The sequence below is a fragment of the Paenibacillus sp. 01L418 genome (genome assembly GCF_056400045.1).
The window spans coordinates 1-3,115 of sequence record NZ_JBFTSN010000599.1; the positions used below are offsets into that span (position 1 = coordinate 1).

Sequence of the window (3,115 nt, forward strand, 5' to 3'; positions counted from 1 at the left end):
CTGCTATAAGGATCATACCCATAAAAGCGGGTGCGGCATGACCAAATGATACATAGATTTGACCTCCAATGATTGGCCCAATCATTCTGGCTAAGGCTTGAATAGATTGGCTGCCTCCTTGGATTCTCCCTTCGTCTACATACCTCTACCTTACCAAAAACAAAAACAGAGTGGTAGTCCTGCTCCCACTCCGAAAATTTATAACTTGATTAATGTATAAAAAAAACCCCTTAACCGAAGTTAAGGGGTTTTGATTTAATACTATAGTTTTACAACGTTTTCTGCTTGTGGTCCACGGTTGCCTTGAGTTACGTTGAACTCAACGCGTTGACCTTCGTCAAGTGATTTGAAACCGTCGCCTTGGATTGCGGAGAAATGTACGAATACGTCATTGCCGCCTTCTACTTCGATAAAACCGAAGCCTTTCTCTGCGTTAAACCATTTTACTGTACCTTGTTCCATAATTGATTACCTCCAAAAGTATATTAACATGTTTTTTCCAGAAAAACTAAAAATCACACATTGAAAAAGATATCATCATACAAATGACAACCTTTTCAATGAGTGAATTCAAGGTTAAATTTGTTGTTTGTATTGATAATATACCATAGGCATTTGTAATAAGCAAGTCTTCATTTTAAAAAAGATCAAATCCCTTTTTTCTCCGGGATAACAACCGCTTGGTCAGGAAATTATATATCGGGTAGCAAGCACACTATTCTAACGTTGAGGAGTATGTACATGCGGAAATTTTTCATTTTAGCTTTACTTATTTTAGCTGTAGGCTGTTCGTCAAATCCAAGGATGTCAACCAATAAGCACTCTGCTCTTGGCTACACATCAACCAAAACACCTATTATTACGTCAACGCCACACACAACCCAGGCCTCTTCAATCTCTACACCGATGATGAAGAATCCTACTGTTTCAATGAAGGGCTCGCAGTATAACAACATTCCAGATTGGCTGTTGGGCGATGGAGCAAATGGACTCGTTCATAAGTACCCTTATCCATTTCCGTCTCAATACCCTGGTCAAAACCCAGCTCAACAACCAACGACACAGAATCCAACAACTCAAAACCCGACCACTCAGAATCCAACGACTCAAAATCCAGCGGAGAAAGCTCCTTCTTCCTCTGGACAATATGAACAACAGGTGCTCCAACTGGTCAATTCTGAACGATCAAAATCAGGGTTGCCTGCACTCAGCATGGATGGCTCTTTATCCAAAATGGCTTTGGTCAAAGCACAGGATATGATTAACAACAACTACTTTGATCATAATTCACCAACTTATGGTTCTCCCTTCGACATGATGAAACAATTCAATATTACGTACAGTTCTGCTGGTGAAAATATTGCTAAAGGCCAGCCTACTCCTGATCAAGTAATGAAGGATTGGATGAACAGCCCTGGGCACCGCGCAAATATTTTGAAATCCAGTTTCACTAAAATTGGAGTAGGGTATTACCAAGGTGCATGGGTTCAAGAATTTACTGGTTAATCGCATCGATCAAAAAAAGAGCAGCCGACGAATTTCCACTCGTTGGCTGCTCTTACTAAAATCGCAGCATAATTATTTACTAAAGATTAAACCGAACCAAGTATTTCGCTTAATGCGGCAATAAACTGATCATTTTCTTCGGGCATACCTATTGAGATACGCACATGGAGCGGCAAGCCCCACGTTTTTCCGTGGCGAACGATAATCCCTTTAGCCATTAAACGCATGTAGATGGACTCCGATTCTGGCCCAAGCTCAGCAAGTACAAAGTTAGTCATACTTTGCGTATATTTGATTCCAAGCTGGTCAAATGAAGCGTACATGCGCTCACGTTCCTTGGCAACCAGTGCTTGCGAACTTAAAACATGCTCTTCATCACCGATCGCTGCAGCTGCAGCTGTCTGGGCAAGTGCATTAACATTAAACGGCTCCTTCACTTGAAGAATGCTCTGAATAATTTGCTGAGGAGCAGCCCCATAACCTACTCGAATACCTGCAAGACCGTAAATTTTCGAAAAGGTTTTTAGCACGATGAGCGGGTAGCCTGCTCTTACAAATGCCATTCCATCCGAATACAGCTCCTCCGAAACGTAGTGGCTGTAAGCTGTATCGAGCATAAGCATGATACGTTTTGGGATTGTATCGAGGATATATTTCAAATCTTTTTGAGCTACATAAGTACCTGTTGGATTATTTGGAGAACATAGATATATAATTTTGGTACGATCAGTCACTGCAGCAACAATAGCTTCTGCATCATATTGAAAAGCATCATTGAGCGGGACAACGATTGTTTTAGCTCCCATCAGCTGAGCACCAAACTCATATTCACTAAATGTAGGTCCCGGCACAATAATTTCATCACCCGCATCCAAAAAAGCTTCTGCTACAAGCGTGATGAGCTCATCTCCGCCGTTAGTAACAATGACTTGATCTGCATGGAGGTCGTAATAATCGGCAATGGTTTTCTTCAATAATTGAGACTGGTTGTCAGGATAACGATGAAGATCAGTCAAGGCGGTTTGGATGGCTTCAATCGCTTTTGGAGAAGGTCCTAATGGATTTTCATTTGAGGCCAGCTTAATTACATGCTGCAGGCCATATTCGCTCTGAACCTCCCAAATCGGTTTACCTGGCGAGTAGGGCTTCATCACTTCCAAAGCCTTTCGTGGTTTAACTTCAATTTTCTCGTTCATACATTTCACCCTTACTAAATAAAGTCAAAACCTTTATTACGATAATACATTAATCCTTTCTCGCAGTAAAGAGTTAATGCGAGATAAGATTGTCGAAATAATGACCAAATTCCCGCTCCAGCAGTATCGTATTGAACATTAAGAAAAGGAGGCACCCCTTATAGGAGGCCACTGAAGAACTTAAGGTTTTTGTGAGCCCCCAAAGCGATAAGCAAAAATGCGACACCTTCTCCTGATATTCCGGAGAAGGTGTCGCATTTTTGAGGTCTTGGCGCTGTTTGTTAGTCAGCTAATTTCAATATCCGTTTTAAGTTCACTGCGAATATAGCCATAGCACCTTGTATCTGCATGCCAGGCAGACCCGAGGACGTGGCCACGTCGTACCCGTGTCGGTGTTTGAGTTCGCTGTTCTT

The 3,115-nt window shown here is 41.8% G+C and carries 3 protein-coding genes and 1 pseudogene; 1 reads left to right on the forward strand and 3 read right to left on the reverse strand.

The genetic code is table 11. The features are described from left to right. Both AC1DSE_RS33350 and AC1DSE_RS33355 read right to left on the reverse strand, forming a co-directional pair. A pseudogene (locus AC1DSE_RS33350) lies at window positions 1-136 on the reverse strand (MFS transporter); the annotation flags it as partial. Window positions 137-261: 125 nt separating this feature from the next. Next, window positions 262-462, reverse strand: coding sequence for a cold-shock protein (locus AC1DSE_RS33355; protein ID WP_054024035.1), 201 nt, complete (start codon window positions 460-462; stop codon window positions 262-264). Between the two features lie 279 nt (window positions 463-741). Between AC1DSE_RS33355 and AC1DSE_RS33360 the strand changes: the two genes are divergently transcribed. Next, entirely contained in the window at window positions 742-1,506 is a 765-nt protein-coding gene (locus tag AC1DSE_RS33360; RefSeq protein ID WP_477512902.1) for a CAP domain-containing protein, read from the forward strand. Between the two features lie 86 nt (window positions 1,507-1,592). Here AC1DSE_RS33360 and hisC read toward each other — a convergent pair whose 3' ends face one another. Then, window positions 1,593-2,702 carry a histidinol-phosphate transaminase gene (gene hisC, locus AC1DSE_RS33365; protein ID WP_477512901.1) on the reverse strand — a complete coding sequence of 370 codons (1,110 nt, stop codon included), beginning with the start codon at window positions 2,700-2,702 and terminating at the stop codon, window positions 1,593-1,595. Between the last annotated feature and the right edge of the window lie 413 nt (window positions 2,703-3,115).

Bases quoted from the DNA above. Each gene is read 5' to 3' on its own strand.
- AC1DSE_RS33355 (WP_054024035.1), bottom strand. From the start codon at position 462: ATGGAACAAGGTACAGTAAAATGGTTTAACGCAGAGAAAGGCTTCGGT.
- AC1DSE_RS33360 (WP_477512902.1), top strand. From the start codon at position 742: ATGCGGAAATTTTTCATTTTAGCTTTACTTATTTTAGCTGTAGGCTGT.
- hisC (WP_477512901.1), bottom strand. From the start codon at position 2,702: ATGAACGAGAAAATTGAAGTTAAACCACGAAAGGCTTTGGAAGTGATG.